Origin of the sequence: Bacillus sp. JNUCC-21, assembly GCF_041222765.1 — a bacterium.
Lineage (GTDB): Bacteria > Bacillota > Bacilli > Bacillales > Bacillaceae > Bacillus > Bacillus velezensis.
In genome coordinates this window covers 2350593-2376275 of the sequence record NZ_CP166019.1, presented here as the reverse complement: position 1 = coordinate 2376275, position 25683 = coordinate 2350593, and the positions used below count along the sequence as shown (strand labels likewise).

At 46.8% G+C, this 25683-nt stretch carries 28 protein-coding genes; 23 read left to right on the top strand and 5 right to left on the bottom strand.

The window, feature by feature from the left end; translation table 11 throughout:
- Nucleotides 1–7 precede the first annotated feature (7 nt).
- The 17 genes from dapB (at nucleotide 8) to JNUCC21_RS11840 (ending at nucleotide 15879) form a co-directional block, all read left to right on the top strand.
- Nucleotides 8–811, top strand: coding sequence for a 4-hydroxy-tetrahydrodipicolinate reductase (gene dapB / locus JNUCC21_RS11920; RefSeq protein WP_369878179.1), 804 nt, complete (start codon nucleotides 8–10; stop codon nucleotides 809–811).
- Between the two features lie 23 nt (nucleotides 812–834).
- Nucleotides 835–1248 (top strand): methylglyoxal synthase, encoded by a 414-nt coding sequence (gene mgsA / locus JNUCC21_RS11915; RefSeq protein ID WP_003153499.1) that lies wholly within the window; start codon nucleotides 835–837, stop codon nucleotides 1246–1248.
- Nucleotides 1241–1954 carry a bacillithiol biosynthesis deacetylase BshB1 gene (bshB1, locus tag JNUCC21_RS11910; RefSeq protein WP_003153501.1) on the top strand — a complete coding sequence of 238 codons (714 nt, stop codon included), beginning with the start codon at nucleotides 1241–1243 and terminating at the stop codon, nucleotides 1952–1954. Before mgsA ends, bshB1 begins: the two co-directional genes overlap by 8 nt.
- Complete coding sequence (gene bshA / locus JNUCC21_RS11905) at nucleotides 1951–3084, top strand: N-acetyl-alpha-D-glucosaminyl L-malate synthase BshA (RefSeq protein ID WP_043021744.1); 1134 nt, start codon at nucleotides 1951–1953, stop codon at nucleotides 3082–3084. The genes bshB1 and bshA overlap by 4 nt, the downstream gene beginning before the upstream one ends.
- Before the next feature lie 4 nt (nucleotides 3085–3088).
- Nucleotides 3089–4279 carry a CCA tRNA nucleotidyltransferase gene (locus JNUCC21_RS11900; RefSeq protein WP_369878178.1) on the top strand — a complete coding sequence of 397 codons (1191 nt, stop codon included), beginning with the start codon at nucleotides 3089–3091 and terminating at the stop codon, nucleotides 4277–4279.
- A complete protein-coding gene (locus JNUCC21_RS11895; RefSeq protein WP_012117846.1) occupies nucleotides 4264–5241 on the top strand; it encodes a bifunctional biotin--[acetyl-CoA-carboxylase] synthetase/biotin operon repressor in 978 nt (325 codons plus the stop codon). The genes JNUCC21_RS11900 and JNUCC21_RS11895 overlap by 16 nt, the downstream gene beginning before the upstream one ends.
- A gap of 244 nt (nucleotides 5242–5485) precedes the next feature.
- On the top strand, nucleotides 5486–6319 hold the full coding sequence (gene panB / locus JNUCC21_RS11890) for a 3-methyl-2-oxobutanoate hydroxymethyltransferase (protein ID WP_369878177.1): 834 nt from the start codon (nucleotides 5486–5488) through the stop codon (nucleotides 6317–6319).
- A 3-nt stretch (nucleotides 6320–6322) separates the two neighbouring features.
- Nucleotides 6323–7183, top strand: coding sequence for a pantoate--beta-alanine ligase (gene panC / locus JNUCC21_RS11885; RefSeq protein ID WP_043021746.1), 861 nt, complete (start codon nucleotides 6323–6325; stop codon nucleotides 7181–7183).
- 1 nt (nucleotide 7184) lies between these two features.
- Nucleotides 7185–7568 carry an aspartate 1-decarboxylase gene (gene panD / locus JNUCC21_RS11880; RefSeq protein WP_369878176.1) on the top strand — a complete coding sequence of 128 codons (384 nt, stop codon included), beginning with the start codon at nucleotides 7185–7187 and terminating at the stop codon, nucleotides 7566–7568.
- Between the two features lie 121 nt (nucleotides 7569–7689).
- A complete protein-coding gene (gene dinG, locus JNUCC21_RS11875) occupies nucleotides 7690–10476 on the top strand; it encodes an ATP-dependent DNA helicase DinG (protein ID WP_369878175.1) in 2787 nt (928 codons plus the stop codon).
- A gap of 147 nt (nucleotides 10477–10623) precedes the next feature.
- Nucleotides 10624–10794 (top strand): YpmA family protein, encoded by a 171-nt coding sequence (locus tag JNUCC21_RS11870; protein WP_003153512.1) that lies wholly within the window; start codon nucleotides 10624–10626, stop codon nucleotides 10792–10794.
- 9 nt (nucleotides 10795–10803) lie between these two features.
- Nucleotides 10804–11289 (top strand): cell wall elongation/penicillin-binding protein regulator TseB, encoded by a 486-nt coding sequence (tseB, locus tag JNUCC21_RS11865; protein ID WP_369878174.1) that lies wholly within the window; start codon nucleotides 10804–10806, stop codon nucleotides 11287–11289.
- Nucleotides 11290–11311: 22 nt separating this feature from the next.
- Complete coding sequence (locus tag JNUCC21_RS11860; RefSeq protein ID WP_020955983.1) at nucleotides 11312–12493, top strand: pyridoxal phosphate-dependent aminotransferase; 1182 nt, start codon at nucleotides 11312–11314, stop codon at nucleotides 12491–12493.
- Between the two features lie 134 nt (nucleotides 12494–12627).
- Nucleotides 12628–13920 (top strand): asparagine--tRNA ligase, encoded by a 1293-nt coding sequence (gene asnS, locus JNUCC21_RS11855; RefSeq protein ID WP_003153515.1) that lies wholly within the window; start codon nucleotides 12628–12630, stop codon nucleotides 13918–13920.
- Between the two features lie 94 nt (nucleotides 13921–14014).
- Nucleotides 14015–14713, top strand: a complete 699-nt coding sequence (gene dnaD / locus JNUCC21_RS11850) for a DNA replication protein DnaD (protein WP_003153516.1) — start codon at nucleotides 14015–14017, stop codon at nucleotides 14711–14713.
- 18 nt (nucleotides 14714–14731) lie between these two features.
- Nucleotides 14732–15391 (top strand): endonuclease III, encoded by a 660-nt coding sequence (nth, locus tag JNUCC21_RS11845; protein ID WP_060562797.1) that lies wholly within the window; start codon nucleotides 14732–14734, stop codon nucleotides 15389–15391.
- Nucleotides 15388–15879, top strand: a complete 492-nt coding sequence (locus JNUCC21_RS11840) for a YpoC family protein (RefSeq protein WP_032870046.1) — start codon at nucleotides 15388–15390, stop codon at nucleotides 15877–15879. Before nth ends, JNUCC21_RS11840 begins: the two co-directional genes overlap by 4 nt.
- Nucleotides 15880–15956: 77 nt before the next feature.
- On the opposite strand, the gene JNUCC21_RS11835 is transcribed toward JNUCC21_RS11840, so the two are convergent.
- Together JNUCC21_RS11835 and recU are read right to left on the bottom strand one after the other, a co-directional pair.
- Complete coding sequence (locus tag JNUCC21_RS11835) at nucleotides 15957–18740, bottom strand: PBP1A family penicillin-binding protein (RefSeq protein WP_015240084.1); 2784 nt, start codon at nucleotides 18738–18740, stop codon at nucleotides 15957–15959.
- 38 nt (nucleotides 18741–18778) lie between these two features.
- Nucleotides 18779–19387: a Holliday junction resolvase RecU gene (gene recU, locus JNUCC21_RS11830; protein WP_031304205.1), complete on the bottom strand. Its 609-nt coding sequence runs from the start codon at nucleotides 19385–19387 to the stop codon at nucleotides 18779–18781.
- Nucleotides 19388–19428: 41 nt separating this feature from the next.
- Between recU and JNUCC21_RS11825 the strand changes: the two genes are divergently transcribed.
- On the top strand, nucleotides 19429–20391 hold the full coding sequence (locus tag JNUCC21_RS11825; protein ID WP_369878172.1) for a DUF2515 domain-containing protein: 963 nt from the start codon (nucleotides 19429–19431) through the stop codon (nucleotides 20389–20391).
- A 43-nt stretch (nucleotides 20392–20434) separates the two neighbouring features.
- Here JNUCC21_RS11825 and sspM read toward each other — a convergent pair whose 3' ends face one another.
- Nucleotides 20435–20539: an acid-soluble spore protein SspM gene (sspM, locus tag JNUCC21_RS11820; RefSeq protein WP_003153525.1), complete on the bottom strand. Its 105-nt coding sequence runs from the start codon at nucleotides 20537–20539 to the stop codon at nucleotides 20435–20437.
- Between the two features lie 205 nt (nucleotides 20540–20744).
- On the opposite strand from sspM, the gene JNUCC21_RS11815 reads away from it, so the two are divergent.
- Nucleotides 20745–20990: a DUF5446 family protein gene (locus JNUCC21_RS11815; RefSeq protein ID WP_015240083.1), complete on the top strand. Its 246-nt coding sequence runs from the start codon at nucleotides 20745–20747 to the stop codon at nucleotides 20988–20990.
- Between the two features lie 45 nt (nucleotides 20991–21035).
- Nucleotides 21036–21404, top strand: coding sequence for a YppE family protein (locus tag JNUCC21_RS11810; RefSeq protein WP_007409492.1), 369 nt, complete (start codon nucleotides 21036–21038; stop codon nucleotides 21402–21404).
- A 38-nt stretch (nucleotides 21405–21442) separates the two neighbouring features.
- Here JNUCC21_RS11810 and JNUCC21_RS11805 read toward each other — a convergent pair whose 3' ends face one another.
- Nucleotides 21443–21625 (bottom strand): YppF family protein, encoded by a 183-nt coding sequence (locus JNUCC21_RS11805; RefSeq protein ID WP_003153532.1) that lies wholly within the window; start codon nucleotides 21623–21625, stop codon nucleotides 21443–21445.
- A 186-nt stretch (nucleotides 21626–21811) separates the two neighbouring features.
- Between JNUCC21_RS11805 and JNUCC21_RS11800 the strand changes: the two genes are divergently transcribed.
- Complete coding sequence (locus tag JNUCC21_RS11800; protein ID WP_061582128.1) at nucleotides 21812–22246, top strand: YppG family protein; 435 nt, start codon at nucleotides 21812–21814, stop codon at nucleotides 22244–22246.
- A gap of 29 nt (nucleotides 22247–22275) precedes the next feature.
- Here JNUCC21_RS11800 and JNUCC21_RS11795 read toward each other — a convergent pair whose 3' ends face one another.
- Complete coding sequence (locus JNUCC21_RS11795) at nucleotides 22276–22689, bottom strand: Hsp20/alpha crystallin family protein (protein WP_017418017.1); 414 nt, start codon at nucleotides 22687–22689, stop codon at nucleotides 22276–22278.
- Between the two features lie 138 nt (nucleotides 22690–22827).
- Here JNUCC21_RS11795 and JNUCC21_RS11790 point away from each other — a divergent pair, with 138 nt between their 5' ends.
- Nucleotides 22828–23334 carry a PTS glucose transporter subunit IIA gene (locus tag JNUCC21_RS11790; RefSeq protein ID WP_012117833.1) on the top strand — a complete coding sequence of 169 codons (507 nt, stop codon included), beginning with the start codon at nucleotides 22828–22830 and terminating at the stop codon, nucleotides 23332–23334.
- Between the two features lie 98 nt (nucleotides 23335–23432).
- A complete protein-coding gene (locus JNUCC21_RS11785) occupies nucleotides 23433–25679 on the top strand; it encodes a DEAD/DEAH box helicase (protein WP_369878171.1) in 2247 nt (748 codons plus the stop codon).
- Nucleotides 25680–25683 lie beyond the last annotated feature (4 nt).

Genomic DNA, 25683 nt, shown 5'->3' with positions numbered 1-25683 from the left:
AGAAACCATGTCAAATGAAACCATTAAAGTCGTCATTGCCGGACCGAGAGGCAGAATGGGCCAGGAGGCCGTAAAACTTGCCGTCCGCACGCCTCATTTTGAGCTTGTCGGCGCCATTGACCATACATACGATCAGCAAACATTGCGGGAAGTGATGTCAGCTGATTCAGACGCTCTTATTTATACGGATATCCGCGCATGTTTCCAAGAAACAAAACCGGATGTGCTGATCGATTTGACAACGCCTGAAATCGGCAAAAAACATACGAAAGCCGCTCTTGAACACGGCCTCCGCCCCGTTGTGGGAACGACCGGATTTTCTGAAGCGGATTTAGAGGAGCTTCAAGCCTTGACTGAAGAGAAAGGAATCGGCGCCATCATCGCTCCGAACTTTGCATTGGGCGCGGTGCTGATGATGAAGTTCTCACAAATGGCCGCCAACTATTTTGAAGATGTAGAAATCATTGAGCTTCATCACGATCAAAAGCTGGATGCCCCGAGCGGAACGGCGCTGAAAACAGCGGAAATGATCTCAAGCGTTCGTACAGAAAAGCAGCAGGGCCATCCTGATGAAAAAGAAATTCTGCCGGGCGCCCGCGGTGCTGAATTAAACGGCATCCGCCTTCACAGCGTGCGTCTGCCAGGCCTTATCGCCCACCAGGAAGTCATGTTCGGCATGGACGGCCAGACGCTGAAACTGCGCCACGACTCTTATAACCGGGCTTCCTTTATGTCAGGAGTGAAGCTGTCAGTGGAGCAAGTGATGAAAATCGACCAGCTTGTATACGGACTCGAAAATATTATCGACTGAATCGGCAAGGGGGAGAACATCAAATGAAAATCGCTTTGATTGCTCACGATAAAAAAAAGCAGGATATGGTTCAGTTTACGACCGCATATAAAGATATACTGAGCCATCATGAGTTATACGCGACAGGTACGACGGGCCTGAAAATCCAGGAAGCGACCGGATTGTCTGTTGAACGTTTTCAATCCGGCCCGCTCGGCGGAGATCAGCAAATCGGCGCATTGATTGCAGCAAATGCCCTGGATCTCGTCATTTTTCTGCGCGATCCATTAACTGCGCAGCCTCACGAACCGGATGTCTCGGCGCTGATCCGGCTGTGTGACGTATACGCGATCCCGCTCGCCACAAATATGGGAACAGCGGAAATCCTCGTCCGGACACTGGACGGCGGGGCATTTGATTTCCGCAATCTTGTGCGCGGAGGAGAGCCGAATGTCTGAACACGTTGATATTCTGGCGTTCGGCGCCCATAGTGATGATGTCGAGATCGGTATGGGCGGCACGATCGCAAAATTTACGGCTCAAGGAAAAACCGCGGTGATATGCGATTTGACCGAGGCCGAACTATCATCCAACGGAACGGTAGGGATAAGAAAAGAAGAAGCGGCAGAGGCGGCACGAATTCTCGGCGTAAAAGAGAGAATCCAGCTTACGCTTCCCGACCGCGGGCTTTTGAAAAGTGAGGACGGCATCCGCCGGATTGTCAGTGTCATCAGAGCCTGCCGGCCGAAAACCGTTTTCATGCCTTATCCGAAAGACCGCCATCCTGACCACGGCAATGCGGCGGCTTTGGTCGAAGAGGCGGTGTTCTCGGCGGGAATTCATAAATACAGAGATCATCAGGAACTGCCGGCTCATAAGGCTCAGCGCGTATACTATTATATGATCAACGGGTTTCACCGTCCGGACTTTGTAATCGACATAACGGAAACCATCGATCTGAAAAAAGAAAGCCTGCACGCCTATCAAAGCCAGTTTATTCCTACGGCGCAGTCAGTGAACACACCGCTGACCAACGGTTATATTGAAATGGTGGAAGCGCGGGAAAGACTGTATGGCAAAGAAGCCGGGACGGGGTATGCCGAGGGTTTCTTTTCAAAACAGCTTCCCGTTTTGAATGATGATGTTTTTGGGGGCGGACAATGAGACCATTAAAAATAGGGATTACATGCTACCCGAGTGTCGGAGGCTCGGGTATTATTGCGACGGAACTCGGCAAGCTGCTTGCAGAAAAAGGGCACCAGGTTCATTTCATCACATCAAGCATCCCGTTCAGATTAAATACATATCATCCGAATATTCATTTTCATGAGGTGGAAGTCAACCAATACGCGGTATTTAAATATCCGCCTTATGACCTTACGCTGGCGAGCAAAATCGCCGAGGTTGCCGCAAGGGAAAATCTTGATATCATCCACGCGCATTATGCGCTGCCGCATGCGGTATGCGCTTATCTTGCCAAGCAGATGCTCAAGCGCGACATCGGCATCGTGACGACGCTTCACGGTACGGACATCACCGTTTTAGGATATGATCCGTCATTAAAAGATTTAATCCGTTTTGCCATCGAAGCGTCCGACAGAGTGACGGCGGTATCAACCGCGCTTGCCGGAGAAACATATGACTTAATCAAGCCGGATAAAAAAATTGAGACCATCTACAACTTTATTGATGAACGTGTTTATCTTAAGAAAAATACAGAGAGTATAAAAGAGAAACATGGCATTTTGCCGGATGAAAAAGTCGTCATCCATGTCTCGAACTTCAGAAAGGTAAAACGTGTTAAAGATGTCATCCGCGTTTTCCGTAATATCGCAGCCAAAACAAAGGCGAAGCTCCTGCTTGTCGGCGACGGGCCGGAAAAGTGCGTCGCTTGGCAGCTAGTCGAAAAATACGGCCTGCAGGATCAAGTGCTGCTCCTCGGAAATCAGGACAGGGTGGAAGAGCTGTATTCCATCAGCGACCTTAAGCTTCTTCTGTCTGAAAAAGAAAGTTTCGGACTCGTCCTTCTTGAAGCGATGGCCTGCGGCGTGCCGTGCATCGGAACAAATATCGGCGGAATCCCGGAAGTGATTAAAGATCAAGTAAGCGGTTTTCTGGTGGAAGTCGGCGATATTCAGACGGCATCTGAAAAAGCGCTTGCCGTTTTAGAAGATAAACAGCTCAGCAAACGATTGACTGATCATGCGCTGAAAATGGTAGAGACCGCCTTTTCTTCGCAAAGAATCGTCAGTCAGTATGAACGGATTTATGACGAATTGGCAGGACCGGAGTGATCTTATGGAACAGGAATTTGTCAAAGCCCTCCCCATCCTTCATCATCTGATGAAGGCGGGCCATCAGGCATACTTTGTCGGGGGAGCCGTCAGAGACAGCTATATGAAACGAAAAATAGGTGATGTGGACATCGCAACCAGCGCTTCGCCGAATGAGGTGGAGCGTCTCTTTAAGCGGACTGTCGATGTAGGAAAAGAGCACGGCACCGTCATCGTCCTGTGGGAAGATGAAACCTATGAAGTCACCACTTTTCGTGCCGAATCAGAATATAAGGATTACCGGCGCCCTGAAGCTGTGCGGTTCATTACTTCTTTATCAGAAGACTTAAAGCGGAGAGACTTAACGATTAATGCGATGGCGATGTCTGCCGAAGGAGAGCTGCTTGATTATTTCGGAGGCGCACATGATATCGGACAAAAGCTGATCCGAACGGTGGGTAACCCTGAAGACCGTTTTCGGGAAGACGCTCTGCGGATGATGAGAGCCGTCCGCTTTATGAGTCAGCTCGGCTTTCTGTTAGAAAAAGAAACAAGAGAGGCCGTCATAAAAGACAGGGAGCTTTTGGCACATGTATCAGTAGAACGAAAGACCGCCGAGTTTGAAAAGCTGCTGCAGGGCGCTTTCTCACAGGATGCGATTCAAACGATGGTGCAGACAGGTTTGATACAAGAGCTGCCCGGCCTTTCCGGTTATGAGCAGCAAATGCTGGAAGCGAGCGGATTTCCCTTTTCTTCTTTAGATGCACGCGAAGAACGCTGGGCAGCGCTGTTATTGTTTCTCGGTCTTTGTCCGAAAAGCGCCGAGGCGTTTTTAAAACAATGGAAACTGCCGGGAAAAGTCATAAAAAAAGCGGTGCAGATCATAAGCGTTTATCCGGCGCAGCTGGAAGCGGAAGCGATGTACCGGGCGGGAGAGGCGCTGTTTTCAGCCGTTAAAATCGGGATGCTGAAAAAGCATAAGACGATTGATGAACAAAAGCTGAAAGAGGTTCAGAGCCTGTATGAGCAGCTGCCGATCAAAAGCCTTCGAGACCTCGACATTTCAGGCGCTGATCTGATGGAGCTCAGAAACCGCCGCGCGGGTAAATGGGTGGCCGAAGAACTTCGCCGGATCGAAGAAGCGGTATTGGCAGGGAAGCTCCCTAACCGAAAACATGACATAAAGGAGTGGCTCGCATCATGGGATCAACATTAAGAACCCGATTAATTGATTTATTTTCTGAGGCGGGTGACGGCTTTATCTCCGGGCAGAAAATAAGTGACGCGCTCGGCTGCTCGAGAACCGCCGTTTGGAAACATATAGAGGAACTCCGCAAAGAGGGCTATGAGGTTGAGGCGGTCAGACGAAAAGGGTACAGGCTCATTAAAAAACCGGGGAAACTCAGTGAATCCGAAATCCGTTTCGGGCTGAAAACAGAGGTTTTGGGCAAACAGCTTCATTACCGGGACGTCCTGCCGTCCACCCAAAAAACCGCTCATGAACTTGCCAATGACGGCGCGCCGGAAGGGACGCTCGTAGTCGCCGATAAACAAACGGCAGGCAGAGGAAGAATGGCCAGAGTATGGCATTCACAGGAGGGAAACGGGATTTGGATGAGCCTCATTCTGAGACCCGACGTTCCTTTGCAAAAAACGCCGCAGCTCACCCTGTTATCTGCCGTTGCGGTCGTACAGGCCATCGAGGCTTTTACAGGTGTACAGCCCGCCATTAAATGGCCGAATGATTTAATGATTCACGGCAAAAAAGCCGTCGGGATTTTAACTGAGCTGCAGGCGGAAGAAGACCGTGTCCGTTCGGTTATTCTCGGGATCGGGATCAACGTGAACCAGCAGGAAACCGATTTTCCCGGCGAGCTTCAGGACATTGCGACGAGCCTGAGCATGGAAGCCGGCGAGAAAATTGACAGAGCGGGTCTGATACAAGAGATTCTGCTGACTTTTGAAAAACGCTATCAGGATTACTTGAACCACGGCTTTACACCGATCAAGCTGCTATGGGAAAGCTATGCGGTCGGACTGGGGAACGAGCTCAGAGCGAGAACGCTGCAAGGGACGTTTTACGGGAAATCGCTCGGCATTGATGATGAGGGAGTTCTTCTCTTGGAAACGAGAGACGGTATAAAGAAGATCTATTCTGCCGATATCGAGCTCAATTAATCTTAGTTGGTACAAGCCTCGTGAATTTGGTATACTTCCTATGGGCAGTATCATAATGAACTGCACCTGATCAGCAGAACAGAGATTACGAAAAGTCTGCCTTGATCCAAAAAAGGACTGGGACAGAGGGATGACATTCGCCGAACGTTAAACAAGTGGGAATCCTTCTTATTTTACAGAAGGCTTTTTTGCTTGCGAAGAATTGGCGGCTCATCTCCTCACCGTTTAGAGGAGGAGAAACAGAATGAAAACAAAACTGGATTTCATGAAAATGAAGGAAAACGGAGAGCCGATCGTGATGCTGACCGCTTACGATTATCCGCAGGCAAAGCTTGCGGAACAGGCGGGAGTCGACATGATTTTAGTCGGGGATTCGCTCGGAATGGTCGTGCTCGGACTCGATTCAACAGTCGGCGTAACGGTCAGTGACATGATTCACCATACAAAAGCGGTAAAACGCGGTGCGAAAAATACGTTTATCGTAACTGACATGCCGTTTATGTCTTACCACCTTTCAAAAGAGGATACATTGAAAAACGCCGCGGCCATTATTCAGGAAAGCGGCGCGGACGCGTTAAAGCTGGAAGGCGGAGACGGCGTTTTCGAATCCATCCGCGCGCTGACTCTCGGCGGAATTCCCGTCGTCAGCCATTTAGGCCTCACACCGCAGTCTGTCGGCGTATTAGGCGGATATAAAGTACAGGGAAAAGATGAGCAAAGCGCGAAAAAGCTCATTGAAGACAGCATCAAATGCGAGCAGGCGGGAGCGATGATGCTCGTGCTTGAATGCGTGCCTGCTGAACTGACTGCTAAAATAAAAGAAGAAGTATCCATTCCCGTCATCGGAATCGGAGCCGGTTCAAAAGCGGACGGCCAAGTCCTTGTCTATCATGACGTCGTCGGCCACGGCGTGGACAGAACACCGAAGTTCGTGAAGCAATACGCCAAAATCGACGGCACGATTGAGTCGGCACTCAGCGGTTACGTCCGTGATGTGAAAGAACGGGTTTTCCCGGAAGAAAAGCATTCCTTTCGGATAAACCAAACTGTGCTGCAAGGCTTGTACGGAGGAAAGTAAGCGATGAAACAACTGACAGAAACTCAACAGCTGAAAGAATTGATTGCACAATACCGCTCAGAAGGCCGGACGATCGGATTCGTCCCGACAATGGGTTTTCTTCATGAAGGACATCTGACGCTGGTTGAAAAAGCAAGCAAAGAAAACGATATTGTCGTGATGAGCATCTTTGTCAATCCGACTCAATTCGGACCGGGCGAGGATTACGAAGCATATCCGCGAGATTTAAAGCGCGATGCCCGGCTTGCAGAACAGGCGGGGGCAGATGTTTTGTTTACGCCGTCTCCAAGTGATATGTACAAAGGCGAGCAAAATGTTGCCGTGCAAGTGAAAAGGAGAACTGACGTGTTGTGCGGCGCCTCCCGCGTCGGCCATTTTGACGGAGTGGCCACTGTGCTGACGAAGTTTTTCAATCTCGTTAAACCGACCCGCGCCTACTTCGGCCTGAAAGATGCCCAGCAGGCAGCGGTTGTGGACGGATTGATTGAGGATTTCTTTATGGATATCGAATTGGTTGCAGTGGACACGGTCAGAGAAGAAGACGGACTTGCCAAAAGCTCTCGCAACGTCTATCTGACTGAGCAGGAACGCAAAGAAGCGCCGATGATCTATAAAGCATTGCAGCAAGGTGCCGAACTGATCAGAGACGGTGAAAGAAATCCGGAAACCGTTATAAAAACCGTCACCGATATCATCGAAAACACAAGCGGCGTCATTGATTATGCCGAACTGTACGCTTATCCGGAGCTGACTCTGCTTAAAACATTAAACGGCAAGGTCATTCTGGCCTGTGCCGTCCAATTTTCTAAAGCCAGACTGATTGATAATATCATTATTGATATTGATGAATGGGAGAGATCATAATATGTACCGCACTATGATGGCCGGAAAACTGCACCGCGCTACCGTGACGGAAGCCAATTTAAACTATGTCGGCAGCATTACGATTGATGAAGATCTTTTAGATGCCGTCGGAATGCTCGCTAATGAAAAAGTTCAGATTGTGAATAATAATAACGGAGCGAGACTTGAAACGTATATTATTCCCGGTAAGCGGGGGAGCGGCGTCATCTGTTTAAACGGAGCAGCCGCCCGTCTCGTCCAAGAAGGAGATAAAGTCATTATTATTTCTTATCAAATGATGTCTGATCAGGAAGCAAAAAGCCATCAGCCGAAGGTGGCCGTTCTGGATGATCAGAATAAAATCGAGCAGATGCTGGGCCAGGAGCCGGCATACACGATTTTGTAAAAGAGCCCCCTTCATGGGGGTTTTCTTTTAAGATTTAGGGGCAAAAGCTGTTTTTCCGCTCCATTTCTCAACAAAACGTGTTACACTTTTCTCGTATGCAAGAATTGAGGTGTCCATTTTAATGAACAAACAACGGTTCGTTGTCATAGATGTCGAAACAACAGGAAATTCGCCGAAAAAGGGCGATAAAATCATTCAAATCGCAGCGGTTGTCATTGAAAATGGACAAATAACTGAGCGGTTTTCAAAATATATCAATCCGAATCAGGCTATCCCGCCGTTTATTGAACAGCTGACCGGAATTTCGTCCGGAATGGTTGAAAATGAACTGCCGTTTGAAGCGGTCGCGGAGGAGATTTTTCATCTGCTTGACGGCGCGTATTTTGTTGCCCACAATATTCATTTCGACCTCGGATTTGTCCGGCATGAACTGAGCGAAGCGGGCTATGAGCTGCCGGATTGTGAAGTGCTTGATACGGTTGAGCTTTCGCGTATTGTTTTCCCGGGGTTTGAAGGATATAAGCTCGGTGAGTTGTGCGCGGAGCTGAATATTGTTCATGACCGACCTCACCGCGCAGACAGCGATGCGGAGGTTACGGGACTGGTCTTTTTAGACATTTTACATAAACTGAAACATTTGCCTTTACCGACATTAAAGCAGCTTAGAAGGCTTTCACAGCATTTTATCAGCGATTTGACGCTGCTTTTGGATTCTTTTATACATGAAAGCAGGCCGGCGGAAGAAAAGAGCTGCATTCCATACGCCTCTTTTTCGATTAAAGAGCCCGATCACATTCCGGTTTCCCGTCCGGTGAATGCGGCCATTGACCTTGAAAAGTGGAACGAAGAAAAAGAACAGATCTTATCCGGCATCATCCCCCGCTATGAAAAGCGGAAAGGGCAGCTTTCGATGATGGATGAAGTGCTTGGCGCCTTCCGCAATCGGGAGCATGCGCTGATTGAAGCGGCACCCGGCATCGGAAAAACGATCGGTTATCTCGTTCCGGCTGTTTTATTTGCCAAAGCGGAACAAACTCCCGTGATTATCAGCACGTACTCTACTCTTTTGCAGCAGCAGATCATGTCTAAAGATCTTCCGCTTTTGGAGCGTATATTTCCTTGGCCGGTCAAAGCCGCTATTTTAAAAGGGAAATCACATTATCTGTGCCTGCCTAAGTTTGAACATATTCTGCATGAGGAAGATGACAACTATGATGCGGTTTTGACGAAAGCGCAGCTTCTCGTCTGGCTGACGGAGACTGAAACTGGCGACGCCGCTGAGCTGAATCTTCCATCAGGCGGCAGATTGCTGTGGGAGCGCATGGCTTACGATGAGAATTCTTTTTTTAAAAAAGGGAAGGACTCGGCTGCCGGGTTTTATGAACGGGCTAAAGAAAAGGCGCAGGCCGCAGATCTGATTATCACAAACCATGCTTTGCTGTTTTCAGATCAAAGCAGTGAAACGAAAAAACTGCCTGCAAGCGGAACGGTCATCATTGATGAAGCGCATCATTTCGAACGCGCCGCCAGCGAGCACCTGGGGAAGAGAGCTTCATACATCGGACTGCACACAAAGCTCAGCCGAATCGGCACCTTAAAGGAACACGGACTGTTAAAGCGGATGAGAAAACTGTTTTATACGTATGAACTGCCGGCGGAAAGTTTTTTTGACGCCGATGAGTGGATGAAGCATATTCAATCGGAAAGCGACGCATTTTTCAGTTCAGTGCATTCTTTTGTCAAACGAAGAAAACCTAAAGACGATTCGAACCGTCTCGTCTATAGTCTCAATCATAAAAGCCAGGATAAAGGGTTTCACATGATAACGGACGGAGCGGAGCGGCTTTGTGCGATGCTGGATCAGCTGCTTGACATGTTTTCAGTACAAGAGAAACTGTTACATCAAAAGCTTGATCAGATGAAAAGCGGAGCGGCTTTTTTAGCGGCCGAATATGTAAAGTGTATCAGGGGGCTGAAAGAATATCGCGATACGTTCAGCAGGCTGCTGTTTGAAAATGATGAGAAAGAAGCCGTTTGGGTTGAAATTGACGCGAAGGGCGCAAAAAATGCCGTCAGCATCTATGCGCAGCCTTTGGAGCCCGGTGAAATGCTGGCAGACCAGTTTTTCGCCCGCAAAAAAAGCGTTGTGCTCACATCAGCGACCTTAATGGTGGAGCATTCTTTTCAATTTATGATTGAAAGGCTCGGACTTGCGGATTTTTATCCGCGCACCAAAAGCATCCCGTCTCCTTTTTCTTACGATGATCAGATGAACGTCATCTTTCCGAAAGAGATGAAATCCGTTAAATATGACGGAGAGCGGGAAGTCATTGAGCATATTGCCAAGTATGCAGAAATCATGTCAAAGGGAAAACAGCCGAAGATCCTTGTCCTGTTTACGTCTCATGATATGCTGAAAAAAGTGTATCAGGAACTGAAACTCAGTATGGAGATATCAGGCATTCAGCTTCTCGCCCAAGGTATTTCGGGCGGGAGTCCCGGTAAATTAATGAAAACCTTTAAAACGGCAAGCCGGGCGATTTTACTCGGGACAAATCATTTCTGGGAAGGCGTTGATTTTCCGGGGGATGAATTGTCAACCGTCATGATCGCAAGACTTCCTTTCAGGGCGCCTGACAATCCGCTTCATGCCGCAAAATGCGAATTTGCCAAGAAGCAGGGGAAAAATCCGTTTCAGACGATTTCCCTGCCTGAGGCCGTGTTAACGTTCAGACAGGGGATCGGGCGCCTGCTCCGTACGGCGGGAGACAAAGGAACAATCGTTCTTTTAGATCAGCGTGTAAAGACGGCGGGATACGGACGGCTGTTTCTTGAAGCGCTCCCGACTTCATCCCTTTTGGAGCTGACGGATGCCGAACTCGGGGCTTATGTCAGCCAAACGGAATAAAAGCCGCATAATCGCGGCTTTCGTGGTGTGGGATGAGGAATTGTTTTTATAGTAAAAGCGGGTTCATGCCGCCTTGTGATTTTATTATGCCGCGGGCGCATCCCGTTATGACTAACAAAATTTGTTCGACCGATGGAGGGTATAAAAATGGAAAGCAAAATTGAAATTCTGTCAACGATTAATGTGGAGCATTCAGATGATTTATATAAAATCGTCGATACATTAAACCGGACTTTGAAACGGGACAATCTGATGTTCGGCCTTGCGCTCGACGAAGAAAATCAAAATGAAGCGGTCTTCACCATTTATCGCACATAGGTGAAAAAGATGAGAAAAAAAGCATTAATATTTACAGCCGTATTTGGTATTATTTTTTTAGCAGTTCTTTTATTTTCGGCCAGCATTTTTAAATCTGCAATGGCCCAAAAAGAAGAAGGCCACGAAACAGCTGCCGCAGCCGCTAAAGAAAAAACGGATCTGACAGATGCTGAGAAAGTGGAGACCTTTGTCGGCAAACAGAAATATTATGTTGTTACCGGAACGGATAAACATGGAAAAGATATGTATGTATGGGTTCCGGCCGACAAAAAAGCAAAAATTCTCTCAAAAAAAGCCAGTGACGGCATTTCAAGCGGCAAGGCTGCCAAGATCGTCCGGCACGAAGGGCTTGTTTCCAAGCTGAATGACGTTCACCCGGCGAGAGAAAACAATGTTCCGTTATGGGAAGTGACCTATATCAACAAAAGCGGGCAGTATAGCTTTAGCTATGTGGACTTTACAAGCGGCAAGATTCTCAAAAACATCACACCGTGAGACGTATTAGGGGGAGTTCAAGTTGAAATTGGCAAAAAGAGTATCCGCATTAACACCGTCTGCAACACTAGCAATTACTGCAAAAGCGAAAGAGCTGAAAGCAGAAGGCCATGATGTCATCGGCCTCGGAGCAGGAGAACCGGATTTTAATACGCCTCAGCACATTATAGATGCCGCGGTGCGTTCCATGAATGAAGGCCATACGAAATATACGCCTTCAGGGGGTCTGCCGGCGCTGAAAGACAGTATCGCAAAAAAATTCAAAAACGACCAGGGGATTGAATATAAGCCGTCAGAAATCATTGTCTGCACCGGAGCGAAACACGCTCTATATACATTATTTCAGGTTATTCTCGATGAAGGGGACGAAGTGATTATACCGACTCCTTACTGGGTCAGCTACCCTGAACAGGTGAAACTGGCAGGGGGGCGTCCCGTCTATGCAGAAGGGCTGGAATCCAATCAGTTTAAAATTTCACCGGAGCAGCTGAAGCAGGCTATCACCGAGAAAACAAAAGCGCTCATTATCAATTCACCGAGCAACCCGACAGGTGTTATGTATACGAAAGAAGAGCTTGCGGAACTCGGAAAAGTGTGTCTGGAGCATGGCATTCTGATCGTTTCCGACGAGATTTATGAGAAGCTTACATACGGAGGAAAAAAACACGTCTCAATCGCACAGCTTTCAGATGAATTGAAAGAGCAGACGATCATCATTAACGGCGTGTCGAAATCTCACAGCATGACGGGCTGGAGGATCGGCTATGCGGCGGGTTCGGAGACGATTATTAAAGCGATGACGAGCCTTGCGAGCCACAGCACATCAAATCCGACGTCTATCGCTCAATACGGCGCTATTGCGGCCTATAACGGTCCGGCTGAGCCGCTGGAAGAGATGAGACAGGCATTTGAGCACAGACTGAACACCATTTACGCTCAGCTCAGTGAGATTCCCGGATTCACCTGTGTCAAACCTGAAGGGGCGTTTTACTTGTTCCCTAACGCCAAAGCGGCCGCAGAAAACTGTGGATTCAAAGATGTCGATGAATACGTCAAGGCGCTTCTGGAAGAAGAAAAAGTCGCCGTCGTGCCGGGCTCGGGCTTCGGCTCACCGGACAACGTCCGTTTATCTTACGCAACGTCACTCGATCTTTTAGAAGAAGCGGTCGAAAGAATCCGCCGCTTCACAGAAAAACACAGCTGATTCTGAAAAAGCGGCTTTTAAAGCCGCTTTTCACTTGCATTGACCCCGTTAGAGTAGAACGGGTATAATAAAGTGATGAAAAAAGAGATTCAGGCAGATTCCTGAATGTCTTTCTTGTTCTGGAGGGAAAGAGTTTGAAAACAACAATCAACCAAGTGTATAAACACACAGGCGAGGAAGTAACGATTGGAGCTTGGGTCGCTAATAAACGCTCAAGCGGTAAAATCGCATTTTTACAGCTGAGAGACGGTACCGGCTTCATTCAGGGAGTTGTCGTCAAAGCTGAAGTAGAAGAAGACATCTTCCAAATCGCGAAATCAGTGACGCAGGAAACGTCACTTTATGTAAAAGGAATTGTGAAAGAGGACGAGCGTTCACCGCTTGGCTATGAGCTTGCTGTTACATCCATTGAAGTCATTCACGAAGCGACTGATTATCCGATTACGCCTAAAGAGCACGGTACGGAATTCTTAATGGATCACAGACATTTATGGCTCCGTTCGAAACGCCAGCACGCAATTATGAAAATCCGCAACGAAATCATCCGTGCGACTTATGAATTTTTCAATAAAGAAGGCTTCGTGAAAGTTGATCCGCCGATTTTGACGGGAAGCGCTCCGGAAGGCACGACTGAGCTCTTCGCGACAAAATATTTTGATGAAGACGCCTTCTTGTCTCAAAGCGGCCAGCTGTATATGGAAGCAGCTGCAATGGCGCTGGGAAAAGTATTCTCTTTCGGACCGACGTTCAGAGCGGAAAAATCGAAAACGAAACGCCATCTCATCGAATTCTGGATGATTGAGCCTGAAATGGCATTTGTTGAATTTGAAGAAAACCTTGAAGTTCAGGAGAATTATGTTGCATACATCGTACAAAGTGTGCTGGAACATTGTAAGATCGAGCTGAACACATTAGGTAGAGACACATCGAAGCTTGAACAAATCAAAGCGCCATTCCCGCGCATTACGTACGATAAAGCGATCGAATTCCTGAAAGAAAAAGGCTTTGACGATATTGAGTGGGGAGATGACTTCGGTGCGCCGCATGAAACAGCGATCGCAGAAAGCTATGACAAACCGGTGTTTATCACTCATTACCCGACGTCATTAAAACCGTTTTATATGCAGCCTGCCAAAGATCGTGACGATGTCGTGTTATGTGCCGACTTAATCGCTCCGGAAGGCTACGGGGAAATCATCGGCGGTTCAGAACGCGTTCATGATATGGATTTATTGGAAGAAAGATTAAAAGAACACGGTCTGGATTCAGATGCTTACAAATGGTATGCTGAACTCAGACAATACGGTTCTGTTCCGCACTCCGGCTTCGGCCTCGGACTTGAGCGGACAGTGGCTTGGATCAGCGGAGCGCCTCACGTGCGTGAAACGATTCCGTTCCCGAGACTTCTGAACCGTCTGTATCCGTAATAGTTATGAAAAACGAAGTCTCCTGCAAGGGAGACTTTTTCTAAGTAAAGGGGAAAGCTCCCGGAGATAACCTTTTACAGTAAGAGGTGTAAGGATGAAAAAACAGCAATTTATAGATATGCAGGAACTCGGCATTTCAAGCATTCCCAACCTGCTGCTGACACATTACCGGCAGCTCGGGCTGAATGAAACCGAATTGATCCTGCTTTTGAAGATTAAAATGCATTTGGAAAAGGGCTCTTATTTTCCGACGCCGTTTGAACTTCAGTCAGGCATGTCCATCTCTGCTGAAGAATGTACAAGCTGCCTGAGGATGTTTATTCAAAAAGGTTTTCTGTTTATTGAAGAATGTGAAGACCATAACGGCATAAAGTTTGAAAAATATTCTCTGCAGCCGTTATGGGCGAAGCTGTATGATTACATGCAGCATTCACAAAACGAAACGCAGGAAAGAACGTCAGAAAGAGAACAAAAAAGCCTGTATACCATCTTTGAAGAAGAGTTCGGAAGACCGCTGTCGCCCCTTGAATGCGAGACGCTGGCCATATGGCAGGACCAGGATCAGCATGATGCGATTCTGATTAAACACGCCTTAAAAGAAGCCGTTTTATCGGGGAAACTCAGTTTTCGCTATATTGACCGGATTTTATTTGAATGGAAAAAGAACGGCTTCAAAACGGTTGAGCAGGCGAAGGCGCACAGCCAAAAATTCCGGCGTGTTCAAACAAAACAAAATGATCCGCAAAAAGAGTATACGAGGCAGGTGCCTTTTTACAATTGGCTGGAACAATAACATGAGAAGGGGAGAAACGTGTTAAATTTAAAGCAGATTGAATATTGTCTTGAAAAAATCGGCGATATGTTTCCGCACGCAGAATGTGAACTTGTCCATTCAAATCCTTTCGAACTGGTTGTGGCAGTCGCACTATCCGCGCAATGTACGGATGCTCTCGTCAACAGAGTGACAAAAACGCTATTTCAAAAATATAAACGGCCCGAAGATTATCTTGCCGTATCGCTGGAAGAACTCCAGCAGGATATTAAATCAATCGGCCTGTACCGTAATAAAGCCAAAAATATTCAAAAGCTGAGCAAAATGATCATCGAAGAGTACGGCGGAGAAGTGCCGAAAGACCGGGATGTGCTTGTGAATCTGCCGGGTGTCGGACGGAAAACGGCAAATGTGGTCGTGTCTGTTGCTTTCGGCGTACCTGCGATCGCAGTAGACACTCATGTGGAGCGGGTCTCTAAACGGCTCGGTATCTGCCGCTGGAAGGACTCTGTTTTGGAAGTAGAGAAAACATTAATGAAAAAAGTGCCGAAAGAGGATTGGTCTGTTACGCATCACAGATTAATATTTTTCGGCAGGTATCATTGTAAAGCGCAATCTCCCCGCTGTGCGGAATGTCCTTTGCTTCCGCTGTGCAGAGAAGGGCAGAAGCGTGACAAAAAAGGGCTGGTGAAACGGTGACGGCGATTGACATTCTGGCAGGCTATGAAACATACCTGCGCAGCCTTACGGACTTGGAAAGCCTCGAGATCAAAACGGCGCTGCGCCGCCATCCGCTGTATATGGATTTCAGCGGTCAGCCAACCGTGCAGCCATGGAGGGAAAGGGGCGAATATGTCCCGTTTCTGTTTCAGATTTGGAATGAAACGAAAGAAACGCTGCTTCCCGTTTTTCAAACAAGAAAATCGAGATGTGATCAAAATGACATGCTGAAGGGAATTGCCTGTCTGATTGCCGCTTTTCACTGGACGGCAGGGGAGCGGGTCACATCACTCGACTGGACTGTGCTTGAAACAAAGCATTTTCCCGCCGAACCGATCAATTGGGCGGAGCGAATGGCGTTTATTTTAACGAAACCGACTCAATATCACTCGTTTATTCAGCTTGATGAATTGATGACGGAGATGAAGAAACAATATCATAAATATGAAGCCATGAACAAAGGTTAAAAACCTCCTTTTCTCATAAGGAGGTTTTTTTGTATGAAAAAAATCCTTCACCTGTTTGAGGTGAAGGATTTCGTCCGCTAATGAGCGGAATTTGACTGGATGGTTGACGAATTGGACTGCCCGTTGATATTTGAAGATGAGTCTTTGTTTTTGTCCGTTTGACCGCTGTCGGGTTTATTTGAGCCGTCTGAACCGGAATCGGAATCATTATCAGAGCTGTTATCTTGCTGTCCGTTGTTATCGGTCCCGTTACCGGGCTGATTCTGATTGTTGTTATCTGTTTGATCCTTATCGGATTGATCCTGATTTTTATCCGGGTCATCAGTTGGTGTTTGATCCGATCCGTCAGACGTATCTGTTTGATTGTCATCTGTGTTTGAATCATCGGTTTGCGTCTTGTCTTTGTCTTTATCTTCATCAGACTTCTGTTCATCGTCAGTCGCTTTATCTTTATCCGCATCGTCTTCTTCATCTTTCGGGACTTTGAAAGATGCTGATGCCGTATCGCTTTTTCCGTCATCGTTTTCCGCTGTCACCTGGAAGCTGTATGTGGAGCCTGGTGTGACATCTGAGACGACGGCTTCTTTTGCTGAACTGTTTTGAATGTCACTGTAGCTTCCGCCGTCAACGGATTGTTTGACATTGAATGTTGCATCACCGTCATAATTCCAGCTTAAGGTTAATGATTTTTTATCTTTATCGTATTTCACTTGCAATCCTGTAGGTTTATCGGCTTTTTCTTTCGTGTACGTTTTAGAAACGGCAGTTGGCTGCGTTCCTTTCACGAAGTACTCCGTCACTTTTTTATCATCCGGCGTATTCGGTCCGGCTAAAGCGGCAGGATTCGAGCCTTTCTCAACCGTTTCTTTGACGACACTGTCAGGCTGCTTGAAGCTTCCTTTACCGTCATCAACGTATGAGATCAGCTTTTGGAAAATCCGTTTTGCGACTTGCTGGTCAGCAGAAGACAGTGATTTCTTGCCTGCTTTGTTGCCAGACTCAACTCCGGTCCAAACCGCCGCTGTATATTGAGGGGTGTATCCGACAAACCATGAGTCTGGGACTCCGCCCGGAGCAATGTTATATTTTTGAATGTCCTCTTTAGTAAAGTTGGTCGTACCCGTTTTACCGGCGACTTCCACGTTCGGCACCTGAGCCAGTTTACCTGTTCCTGATTCGACAGCTGATTTGAGCATATCGGTAATCATAAACGCTGTGTAGTCGCTCATAGCACTTTTCGGTTTCGGTGTTAAATCAAGCTTAGTGCCGTCATTAAATTCAATCGATGTGACCGCGTGCGGTTCGTTGTACGTTCCGTTATTTCCGAACGCACTGTAGGCGCCTGCCATGGTCATAGTAGATACACCGCGGTTACCCTCACCAAATCCCCCGATAGAGTAGGGTTCATATACTTGATCTTTGTTTAATCCCAATCCTAAGTCGTTTGCGAAGTCGACGGCATTATCTTTTCCTGCTGCTTGGTATGCTTTTAAAGCAGGAATATTACGTGAGTCTGCGAGGGCCTCTCGCATTGATATCTGGCCTCTGTATTTATTGTCCCAATCATGAATCGGTGTGCCGTCAGAGTACGTATAAGCCGAATCGTCAATCTGCTCATACGTCGACCATTTTTTATTTTCAATGACCGGGCCGTAATCAAGAATCGGTTTTATCGTTGAACCGGGCTGGGTTTTACCTTGTGTTGCATAATTGAATCCCCCGGTAGTTCTGTTCCGTCCTGCTCCGATAGCGCGGATTTCTCCGTTTGTCGTATCAAGGAGAGTGACGCCGCCCTGCATGCCTTCCGAAAAGCCGGCTGTATCTCCGTTCATCAATTGATCAAGATAATCTTGTGCTTTCGTATCAAGAGTCGTGTAAATTTTCAATCCGTCAGTTGAAATATCGACGTCTTTCTTTTCTTTTGTCTCAATTTCTTTCATAACTTCTTCGACAAAAGCGCTGTATTTATTTGTGTCCTTTTTATCGTATTCCTTTTGGCTGACGACGCCTTCATCTTTCATGGACACTTTCTTTGCTTTTTGGTAGTCAGAATTTGAAATGAATCCTTGTTTTTCCATTAAGCTGAGAACAATGTTCCGGCGTTTTTCGGAAGCCTTCGGATTTTTAACCGGGTTATATCCGGTCGGGCTTTGCGGCATTCCGGCAAGCGTTGCCGCCTGTTCAACCGTAAGCTTGCTCAAGTCTTTTACGCCGAAGAATTCTTCAGCCGCTTTACCGACGCCGTAGGCGCGCGGTGAGAAATAAATTCTGTTTAAATACATTTCTAAGATTTCATCTTTAGAATAATGGCGCTCCAGCTGCAGTGAAAGCCACACTTCCTGTGCTTTCCGTTTAATCGTTTTCTGGTGGGTCAAAAGCGAGTTTTTCACAACCTGCTGGGTGATTGTGCTTCCTCCCTCTGAACCGAATCCATCCGTAAAGTTGGCGACCAAGGCGCCTCCGATCCGGATCGGGTCTATACCGTGGTGCTTATAAAAACGGGCGTCTTCAGTTGCGATAAATGCTTCTTTCACAACATCGGGTATATCCTTAATCGGGACGTAGGTTCGTTTTTCACCGCCCACTTCCGCGATTTCTTTGCCGTTTTTATCGTAAATCGTTGAAGAGTAAGGCGTTTTCAGCTTGGCTTCGTCCAAAGACGGCGCGCCGGAAACCAAAACGGCAAATGCCGCCGCTCCGCCGACTATGCCAAGGACAAACAGAATAACCAAGGACAGCACAATCTTTTTGAATAAACCGCCTTTACGCTGTTTCTTGCCTTTTTTCGGTGAAGAGGGCTTAGTGCTTTTCGTCTGCCTTGCCTTACGGCGTTCTTCACGGCTCGTAAATTGATCTGACATAACATCTCAACCTTTCGTTTATCAACCTTTCGCTCAGTCTACTGTTCCTGCGAAAAATAAAGCTGTTCAATAATACTAATATAATCAATTCTCGGTGAGTATCCAAGGGAAATCGGAAAGGAAGCATCTTCTAATTCGTCTTTGCGAATCGATTTTCTGCCATTGTTCTCCTTTCTGTCCCAAAAGACAAACAGCTTGTCGGCTTCGAGGAAATAAACCTTTCCGAAAGCGGATATAATAACAAAACAAATGCCGTCTTGCCTGACCACCTGCTTCATATGCTCAATCTGATGATCGTGAAAATTCTGCAGGGGAAATGCCGTTTTGTTTTTTGTTTCTTTTGCCTCAAAATCAATGTAGCGTCCTTTATAAATGCCGTTGTAGTCAGTTGTTGAAGACTGTTTAAAATAAGCTTCCTTAATGACTGCGGCGCTTCTTTTCGGATAGTGGACGTTTACAATCTGGACGGGTGTCGGCTTTTTGTGAATGACAGCAATTTGGTTAGCCAGATAATACTTATTCGTTTCATTCAGGTCGTCTTCGAGGGTCATGCCGCGATTACTGTAAGAATGGGACCGTTTCTGGCTGTTTTGGGATGAAACCGTTTTGTTCGGCTGAAAAGTTTTTCCATTCGGGTACCGAATCACTTTTTCCATCCTCCTTATCAAACTAATAGTGACGGAAGTGAATGAACGTGCATAAACGACAGACCGTAACCGCCATTCTTCGCCTGATCGAAAAAGAGACGAAAATAAAAAATGCCGATAATATTTCCCGGACGAATGCCTATAAAGCATATTATGACCGCCATCCTGAGATCAAGTGGCCGCTTTTGGCATCCTTTGTGTCCCGCAATGCGGGCTGGTCGATGACTGATTTAAGAGGCGTCCTTTATCAGGAGGGCCTTGACAGCAGTCAGAAAAACTGGTTTTTCCTTTCGTATGAAAGGGCGAATTGGCTGATTTTTTCTGATGCCTATCCTCAGCTTCTGGTCTACCAGTGGTCAAAACAAATCGGCGAACCTCTTTTCCGTCATCTTCCTCATTTCCGCGTCTCGGCTTTTATGCAGGAAGAGTGGTTTCGCTTTTGGCGTGACGGAGATACGGAACGGCTCATGTATGCTCTTATTATAAATGAACAAAACACTATCCAAGCACCTATTATACAAAATCCTTCGTTTAAAAAGAATGTTTTTGGCACGATTCCTTTTTATTTAAGTGATTGGTTTCACTTTAATACGGTGATATTCCCTTCATTTGACGGACAATTATACGGAATTTCCGTCAAACGGTTTTCAAAAACCGAAGAGAGAATTACGCTCGGAAAACAGCTGGCCCGCCTTCTGTTCAGCCCTGATCTTCACGCTTCTTTTTACCGTTTTCTTGATACCGTTCCTCATACCGGTTCACGCTTTGATATGGAGAAAATGATCGGCATCAAAAAAAGAACATCACCGATGCTGAGGACAACCTATCCCATTGTTGCCCACCCATTAGACGGCGAAAGGGCGGATTGGTTTCAAAAAAGGTTAAGAAAAGGGGCTTTCTTACAGAAGAAAATGCCGAAACAGCTTGAACTGACGGAATGGTACTTCCAGAAAAGACGGGAGCTCCATGCGCTCTTCGCGGTTAAAGAGTGGCTGAAGAAATGAAAAAGCCCGAAACCGTTCGCTGGGGTTTCGGGCTGCTGATGTGTTACGTGGAAGGGCGGTTTGGGCCGCCTAATTTTTTATCAAGCGTATCAGTCGTTTTTGCTTCGGTTTTTTGCTGTTTACCTGCATTTTTCGGTCTCGTTTTCATACGGCACCTCCTCAACTGTATCGTTTGCATTAACGTGCCGGTTCATACAAAGTTTGCGGCACTTTTTTGTCGAAAGGCACGCCTTTTAGGATAATCTCTGTTTGTTTGCCGAACTGCTTCTAGTTTTGTCATGTGCAAAGGAGAGCGGTATGAAAACGAGAATTATATTCTAAAGAGACGCAAGTGATAAAAGGGAGGAACATGAATGTCTGTTTACACGAGCAAGGCTGATATTCTCCGTCTGCTTTCTGATATCGAATTCCGGATTTCTGCTGCTGAAAAGACGCTTACCCAAGCAGTCAGATCCTGTCAGGCGGAAGCTGAAGAAATCAGACAGGAGAAACTTTCCCGCCTTGAGGAAGAGGCGCGGGAGCTTCATGTTTGTATTGATGACCTGTTTTTGGCTGACCGGCGTAAAAAGGATTTGCCGAAAGCCTGCCGGATCAGCTGATTTTATGCAAAAACTTTGGTACCATATGTACTGAGGTGAGTCCGTTTGCAGACACAGTCGTTATTGGAGCTGACAGAACAAATGATAGAGGCGGTTCTGGAAGCCGAAAAAAGGTATCAGGATGGAAAAGAGTCAGGCCGTTCATATGATTTTTTTGAGATTATTAAACCCGATGTTGAAAAAAGAGACCGGCTTTGCGCGCTTTGGACAGAAGCAGCGCTTGCGTTTATTCAGGAAAACCGTCCGAAATACGTTCATCACGCACAAATTCAGGCCGTTACAGAAAATTTCGGAGAGCTGATGCTCCAATCATATGTTCATCATATTCATAAAAAAAGATACAGGGATTTAACTGAATCTGTTTTATATACGCTTCGTATATTAAGGGATGAAATTGAAAAAGAAGGCAGCTGAAAACGGCTGCCTTCTTTTATATAAAGGGGTCGGGTATGTTATTCATACGCCGGGTTTTCTGCTCCACTTGCTTCGAGAACCTTCATACTGTTTCGAAATTCGGTTGCGGTGAGATGGCCTTGAATATAGAGGAATTTTGCAAAGTCCATCAGTTTATCTGCACAATCTGTTTCATATTTTTTCACTTCAGCAAAACGCTTTCTTAAGTATGATACGTTCATAATGGTGCATCCCCTCTCATGTATGTTGAGATTATGGTAACATAACGATTCGACTTTTTTCTGTTTTTAAAAAATTAAGACTTTCGACAGCATTTGACAAAAATCAGAATCACCGAAAGCACATAACCACGGCGGAATTCATACATATATAGCAGAAACTTAGTGAGAGACAAGGGGGAATGTCATATGCAATGGAGAGCAGAGCCATATCAAAATATGTACCAGCAGCCGGCGGGATATTTCTACCCGCAGCAGATACAGCCATTACAGCAGCCGTATCCGCAGCAGATACAGCCATTGCAGCAGCCGCCATATCATCAGCAAGGGCAGTACCCGCAGCAATTTTATCCGAATCAGGAATACGGTCATATGCTGCAGCCGTTTGCTCCCTCTCCTCCTCAGGCAGCCATGCCCGGGGGGCAGCCGGGGTTTGTGAATCCTTACCCCGTTCCCAGACCGAATCAGCAGCAGTCTTCCCAATTCTCAGGCATACTCTCCCAGTTTAAAAAAACGAACGGACAGTTTGACTTTAATAAAATGATAGATACAACGGGGCAGATGGTAAGCGCCGTAAATCAGGTCGGATCGCTGGTGAAAGGCTTCACCAGTATCTTCAAATAAAAAGCATGAATGATATCCATCATTCATGCTTATTTTTTAGGGAAAAAGAGGGTAAGCGTCTGTTCATTCCAGGATGTTTCCATATCTTCTTCACTCACCTTATACGGGAGGACAACGGTTCTTGTCATGCTTGAAGACACATGGGAGGAATGAGCCTGTTTATGATCGTAGCGGATTGTAACGTGAAGGTAGCACCCCTTCGTTTCCACCAGCATATCACCGTCACGGAATGTCTCGGGAACGCTGATATCAACCGCGAGGCCCGTCGGCTCTTCTCTGACGTCAATCGTCACTTGCGCTTCAGTAAAAGCCGAATTGACAAGGTGCTGAAAACCCTGCATCAATTCTGCGAAGGGACCTGAGTGAAAAAATTGGTCCATCGCATGGCTGATGATGTCCTCATTTCTTTGCGGATCAAGTTTATCGTTTTGTGATTGATCCATATGACCACCGCCTTTTTACAAACAGACTATGCGATGTTATGCCGTATGGTTAAGAATTGAAGGAAAAAAGAAAGTATGGTTAAATAGTGGAGAATAAACTGGTAACGGATTCACATTTAGGAAGGGGAGCACAACACATTGCTGAAAAAATTATTCGGATTGGGAGACAGCCGGAAAAAGCCGGCCGAGGAAGTGATTTTTTCTCCGGCTGACGGAGCGGTGATGGATTTGGCTTCAGTGCCGGATCCCGTATTTTCACAAAAAATGATGGGGGACGGGATCGCCGTCGAGCCTGCAAACGGAGACATTGTTTCACCGGTTGAGGGAGAAGTGATTCAGCTGTTCCATACAAAACATGCTGTCGGCATCCGCACCCTTTCCGGAGCGGAACTTTTGATACATGTCGGTTTGGATACCGTCAATATGAACGGTGAAGGCTTTGAAGCGCATGTAAAAGAAGGAGACAAAGTGAAAACAGGCGATCTGCTTTTAACGTGCCGGCTGGATTTAATAAAAGAAAAAGCAAGCAGCACCGTCATCCCTATGGTGATTATGAATGGCGATGCCGCAGAACCTTTGCAATTTGCAGGCGCAAATGAAGCGAAAAAAGGACAAACAGAGCTTTTTACGATAAAAATGAAGTAGGCAGGGGCTGATTCCCTGCTTTTTTTCTTGTGCAGGATTTTCATCTAGCCAGGCAAACAAATATTCGGTAAACTGTACCTCATAAAGAGGTGTGAACGATGAAGAAAAAATCACTGAGCGAACTGATTCAGGAATTAAAAAATCATGAAAATATTGTGCATTGGCATGAAGAGGAACCGCGGGAGGCGAAAACCATGCCGATGCCGGAGCAAGTAGATCGGAAAATTCGGGCGGCTCTCGAAAAGAGGGGGATCGAGCGGCTCTTTACACATCAATACTCCGCTTTTCAGACGGTTCAAAACGGAGAAAGCATTGTGGCTGTCACACCGACGGCCTCCGGAAAAACACTGTGCTATAATCTTCCGGTTCTTCAGTCTATCGCGGAAGATGCCTCAAGCCGCGCGCTTTATTTATTTCCGACAAAGGCGCTCGCGCAGGATCAAAAAAGCGAGCTGAACGAAATCATAGACGAGACGGGCATGGACATTAAAAGCTTTACCTATGACGGAGATACGTCTCCGGCCATCAGGCAGAAAGTCAGAAAGGCCGGGCATATTGTGATTACAAACCCTGATATGCTTCATTCAGCCATTCTTCCCCACCATACAAAATGGGTGAGTCTGTTTGAAAACCTGAAATATATCGTCATTGATGAATTACATACGTACCGCGGCGTATTCGGCAGCCATGTGGCGAACGTCATCCGCCGTTTAATGAGAATCTGCGCTTTTTACGGAAGCACGCCGTCATTTATCTGCACATCCGCCACAATCGCCAATCCGAGGGAATTGGCGGAGCAGCTGACGGGAAAATCAGTGCGCCTGATTGACGATAACGGCGCCCCGGCCGGAAGAAAGCACTTTGCTTTTTACAATCCTCCGATTGTAAATAAACCGCTGCATATTCGAAAAGGCGCCACCGTGGAAGTGAACGAACTTGCCAAAACTTTTTTAAAAAATAAGATCCAGACGATTGTTTTTGCCAGAAGCCGTGTCCGGGTTGAAATTATTTTAAGCCACATTCAGGAGATCGTAAAAAAAGAAATCGGCGCGAAGTCTGTCAGAGGCTATCGCGGCGGATATCTTCCGAAAGAAAGAAGAGAAATAGAGCGGGGGTTAAGAGACGGCAGCATTCTCGGCGTTGTCAGCACAAACGCGCTGGAGCTCGGCGTTGATATCGGTCAGCTTCAGGTCTGCGTGATGACGGGGTACCCGGGCAGTGTCGCGAGCGCATGGCAGCAGGCGGGCCGGGCCGGGCGGCGGCAGGGAGAGGCGCTTATCGTGATGGTGGCGAACTCTGATCCGATTGACCAATATATTGTGCGCCATCCTGATTATTTCTTTAAACGCTCGCCTGAATCTGCAAGGATCAATCCCGATAATCTCATTATATTGGTCGATCACCTGAAATGCGCCGCGTATGAGCTGCCTTTCAGAGCCGATGAAACATTCGGAGAAAATGATGCAAGAGACATTCTCGAGTATTTAGAAGAAGAAGGGGTGCTTCACGAAAACCGCGAACGCTATCACTGGGCGAGCGAATCTTTTCCCGCCTCCAACATCAGTCTCCGTTCGGCGTCACAGGAAAACGTGGTCATCGTTGACCGGTCAGAGACGGCTGATGTAAAAATCATCGGAGAAATGGACCGCTTCAGCGCGATGACGCTTCTTCATGATGAAGCGATTTATCTTCATGAAGGGGTGCAGTACCAGGTTGAAAAGCTTGATTGGGATCATAAAAAAGCGTACGTGCGAAAGGTCGATGTCGAATATTATACAGATGCCAATTTAGCGGTGCAGCTGAAAGTGCTGGACATTGACAGAACGGACAGCAGAAAGAAAACGGCCTTACATTTCGGCGATGTAACCGTGAACGCACTTCCGACAATATTTAAAAAAATTAAAATGACGACATTTGAAAATATAGGATCAGGGCCGATTCATCTTCCAGAAGAAGAACTGCATACCAGTGCTGCCTGGCTTGAATTGAAAGAGACGGATTCGGAGATCGGCGAAAAAACGCTTGAACAGCTGCTTTTAGGCATTGCCCACGTCCTGCAGCATATCGTGCCTGTATACGTCATGTGCGACCGAAATGACGTGCATGTCGTGCCGCAAATCAAAGCCGCACATACCGGACTTCCGACAATCTTTCTGTATGATCATTATCCGGGCGGAATCGGACTTGCCGATGAAGTATATAAGCGATTTGATGAAATCAATGAAGGGGCTGAGCGCCTGATCAGACAATGTCCATGTCAAGACGGATGTCCTTCCTGCATCGGCTCCGAAATAGAAGGAATAGATGCAAAGAAAGCGATACTCCGGCTCTTGAATTACGTGTAAAAGA